Source organism: Micromonospora sp. CPCC 206060, assembly GCF_036906895.1.
Taxonomy (GTDB): Bacteria; Actinomycetota; Actinomycetes; order Mycobacteriales; family Micromonosporaceae; genus Micromonospora.
Genome location: NZ_JBAKHU010000168.1, coordinates 1 through 3,670 on the forward strand (window position 1 = coordinate 1; position 3,670 = coordinate 3,670).

Below are 3,670 nucleotides of genomic sequence, written 5' to 3' on the forward strand. Positions count from 1 at the left end.
GGCCAGGTCCATCACCTTGACGATCTTGGAGCCGAAGACCTCGCCGAGGGAGCCGCCGAAGACCGTGAAGTCCTGCGCGAAGACACAGACCTGCCGGCCGTCCACGGTGCCGTAGCCGGTCACCACGCCGTCGCCGTACGGCCGGGTCTTCTCCAGCCCGAAGTTGGTGGAGCGGTGCCGCGCGAACTCGTCCAGCTCGACGAAGGAGCCCTCGTCGAGCAGCATCTCGATCCGCTCCCGGGCGGTCTTCTTGCCCCGCGCGTGCTGCTTCTCGACGGCGCGCGCCGACCCGGCGTGCACCGCCTCGTCGACCCGGCGTTCCAGGCCGGCCAGCTTGCCGGCGGTGGTGTGGATGTTGATCCCGGTATCCGTCACCGATACCGTCTCCGTGCTCATCGCGGGCACCCGGTGGAGTCGAGACGGGTGAGCAGCTTCCAGGTTGCCGGGAGGAGACTTGACGCCAACACCGCCTTGAGGGCGTCGCCGACGAGGAAGGGTGTCATACCAACGGCGACCGCTTTGCCCGGCCCCATACCGGTCACGATGGCCAGCCAGGTCACCCCGCACGCGTAGATCGCCGCCGAAGCCAGCGCCAGAACTGCCAACTCGCGAAGCACCGTCCGGTCGGTGCCACGACGCGAGCCGGCGCCCGCGATCAGCGAGGCGAGCAGAAAGCCAACAAGGTAGCCGCCGGTCGCGCCGACCAAGACATGCACGCCGTGAGCGCCCTGCGTGAAGACGGGCAGCCCTGCGGCGCCGAGTACTAGGTAAAGCACCTGGCTGGCCAGTCCCCGGGCCGGACCGAGGCAGGCGGCGATCAACAGGACCGCGAACGTCTGCCCGGTGACCGGGACGGGCGAGCCGGGGATCGGTACGACAACTTGAGCGGCGAGAGCGGTCAAGGCCGTACCCAGCACGACCGTGGCGCCGGTACGTGTCAGCGCTTGCGGGAGTGCGGATTCGGCCAGCACGGGCAGTGGAGAAGGGAGGCTAAGCGCGGTAGTCATCGCTGTCCTTGTCTGCTAAGGCTGGAGGATGGCTAGTCGGTCGGGTGAGTTGCCGGTGAGCGCCCAGCAGATGAGGAGAACGCTGACGGCGCCGGCAATTGACGCTCCTGGGGTCGGCCGTCTCGAACGCGGCACGACGTGTCCGCCGCTCAACGTCCGGCGCCGCCAAGGCGGTTGTGGACACGTCACCACGAGTCGCGCGGGCTGTACCCGCCCCACACATCGCGCAGGGCATGGCTGACCTCGCCGACGGTGGCTCGCTGGCGCAGCGCCTCGCGCATCGGCAGGAGGACGTTGTCGCGGCCCGACGCCGCGGCGCGCAAGTCATCGAGGGCTCGGCCGACCGCGTCGTTGTCACGCTCCTTGCGTAGCGCCCCGAGGCGTTCGCACTGGTCGATCTCAATCTGGGGGTCGACCCGGAGGGGCTCGTACGGCTCCTCCTCATCCAGGGTGAACCGGTTCACCCCCACCACCGTCCGCTCGCCGTGGTCGATCTGGAGCGCCGTCTGGTAGGCCGAGCGCTCGATCTCGCTCTTCTGGAAACCCTGCTCGATCGCGGCCACGGCACCCCCACGGTCCTCGACAGCTTGGATGAGTTCCATCGCGGCCGCCTCCACGTCGTCGGTCATCGCCTCGATGACGTAGGCCCCGGCGAACGGGTCGACCGTCTTGGTGACGTCCGTCTCGTAGGCGATGACCTGCTGCGTGCGTAGCGCCAAGCGCGCGGCCTTCTCCGTCGGAAGTGCGATGGCCTCGTCGTAGGAGTTCGTGTGCAGACTCTGCGTCCCGCCCAGCACCGCCCCGAGCCCCTGCAGCGCCACCCGCACCAGGTTGACCTCGGGCTGCTGGGCCGTCAGCTGCACGCCGGCGGTCTGGGTGTGGAAGCGCAGCATCTGGCTCTTGGGGTTCTTCGCGCCGAACTCGTCCCGCATGATGCGCGCCCAGATCCGCCGCGCCGCGCGGAACTTTGCCACCTCCTCAAGCAGCGTGGTCCGGGCGACGAAGAAGAACGACAGCCGCGGCGCGAAGTCGTCGACATCGAGCCCGGCCGCGATGGCCGTGCGGACGTACTCTTTGGCGTTGGCCAGTGTGAAGGCAATCTCCTGCACCGGCGTGGCCCCCGCCTCCGCCATGTGGTAGCCGGAGATGGAGATCGTGTTCCAGCGCGGGGTTTCCTTCTGGCAGTAGGCGAAGATGTCGCTGATGAGGCGCAGGGACTCCTTGGGCGGATAGATGTAGGTGCCCCGGGCGATGTACTCCTTGAGCACATCGTTCTGGATCGTGCCCGTGAGCTGGTGCCCCGCGACTCCCTCCTCCGCCGCGACCAGTTGGTAGAGCAACAGCAGCGCCGAGGCCGGCGCGTTGATGGTCATCGACGTACTGACCTTTTTCAGTGGCAGCCCGCGGAACAGCGTCCGCATGTCATCGAGGGAATCGATGGCCACCCCGACCTTGCCCACCTCGCCGTGCGCGATCGGCTCGTCGGAGTCGTAGCCCATCTGCGTCGGTAGATCGAAGGCCACGGACAGACCGCCCGTGCCCGCCTTGACCAACTGGTGGTAGCGCTCGTTGGATTCCCTGGCCGTGCCGAACCCCGCGTACTGGCGCATCGTCCACGGCTTGCCTGTGTACATCGTGGGGTAGACGCCACGGGTGAAGGGGAATTCCCCTGGCGTGCCCAGCTTGGCCTTCGGATCGAAGCCCTGCGGCGAAGGCTCGTCGTAGACGGCGTCGATGGGAAGGCCGGATTCGCTGCGGGCCAGCGGGGGCTCAGGCATGCACGAGACTCTAATGGCACTGAGTGCCAGTCTTCAAGCGCATCGTGCCCGTGATCTGTCACTCAATTCCGGGAGCGTGGTATGGTCCCCACCATGTACCCGAACATCCCGCAGGCCGCCCCGCCAGCAGGGGAGCCCATCAGGGATCGACTGGCACGGGCCGCCTTCGAGCTATTCACGGTCCAGGGGTACGAGAGCACGACCATCGACGACATCACGACGGCAGCGGGCGTCGCCCGGCGCACGTTCTTCCGGCACTTCCCTTCCAAGGAAGACGTAATCTTCCCTGATCACGACTCGGTCTTGGACCGCGTGCGTTGGTACCTTGGCGCCTCAGCGAAAACCGAGCCGGTCTTCGCCGTTGCCGAGGCGACCAGGCTGATCTTCGAGAGCTTCATGGCGACCCCAGAACAGACACTCGCCCGCTATCGGCTGACCCGCGAAGTCGCGGCTCTTCGAGACCGCGAGGTCGCCAGCGTCGCCAGATACGAGCGGGTTCTCAGTGACTACCTGCGCAGCAGGCTACCGAATACCTCCGAGGCCGCCCTCGCGGCCCATGTCGCGGCTGCGTCCTTTGTCGCCGCCCACAACCAGGTACTCCGCGAGTGGCTGCGACTTGGGGGAGCAAAGGATCCCCGCCCTTCCCTGGAGGCCGCATTGGCGACGGTCGCCGACCTCATGACACCGCTGATCGCTCATACAGACCTTGAAAGGTCAGGTTGAATCGGGTTCGAGGGTCAGGCCGGTGTGGGCGAGGAAGCTGTCGAGCAGATTGGGTCGGTACTGGATGCGCTTGAGCCTGTTCCTGACGATCGCCTGCTTAGTGGTCCGCGCCGTAAGTTCTTCGGGGGTTGACTGGCCGGGGTTTGGGTGCAGTCGTGGTCA

4 protein-coding genes are annotated in these 3,670 nt (G+C 67.0%); 1 reads left to right on the top strand and 3 read right to left on the bottom strand.

Annotated elements, in window-relative coordinates; genetic code table 11:
* The 3 genes from V6U90_RS32780 to V6U90_RS32790 all read right to left on the bottom strand — a co-directional run.
* The coding region (locus V6U90_RS32780; protein WP_334444958.1) for a carboxyl transferase domain-containing protein at nucleotides 1-396 on the bottom strand (396 nt) is incomplete at its 3' end.
* Nucleotides 393-1,007, bottom strand: a complete 615-nt coding sequence (locus V6U90_RS32785) for a biotin transporter BioY (protein ID WP_334444960.1) — start codon at nucleotides 1,005-1,007, stop codon at nucleotides 393-395. The genes V6U90_RS32785 and V6U90_RS32780, both read right to left, overlap by 4 nt.
* A 185-nt stretch (nucleotides 1,008-1,192) precedes the next feature.
* Nucleotides 1,193-2,785: an acyl-CoA mutase large subunit family protein gene (locus V6U90_RS32790; RefSeq protein ID WP_334444962.1), complete on the bottom strand. Its 1,593-nt coding sequence runs from the start codon at nucleotides 2,783-2,785 to the stop codon at nucleotides 1,193-1,195.
* Between the two features lie 93 nt (nucleotides 2,786-2,878).
* Here V6U90_RS32790 and V6U90_RS32795 point away from each other — a divergent pair, with 93 nt between their 5' ends.
* Nucleotides 2,879-3,508: a TetR family transcriptional regulator gene (locus V6U90_RS32795; RefSeq protein ID WP_334444964.1), complete on the top strand. Its 630-nt coding sequence runs from the start codon at nucleotides 2,879-2,881 to the stop codon at nucleotides 3,506-3,508.
* The last annotated feature ends 162 nt before the right edge of the window (nucleotides 3,509-3,670 follow it).

Coding starts and splice junctions, on each gene's coding strand:
- V6U90_RS32785 (WP_334444960.1), bottom strand. CDS start 1,007: ATGACTACCGCGCTTAGCCTCCCTTCTCCACTGCCCGTGCTGGCCGAA.
- V6U90_RS32790 (WP_334444962.1), bottom strand. CDS start 2,785: ATGCCTGAGCCCCCGCTGGCCCGCAGCGAATCCGGCCTTCCCATCGAC.
- V6U90_RS32795 (WP_334444964.1), top strand. CDS start 2,879: ATGTACCCGAACATCCCGCAGGCCGCCCCGCCAGCAGGGGAGCCCATC.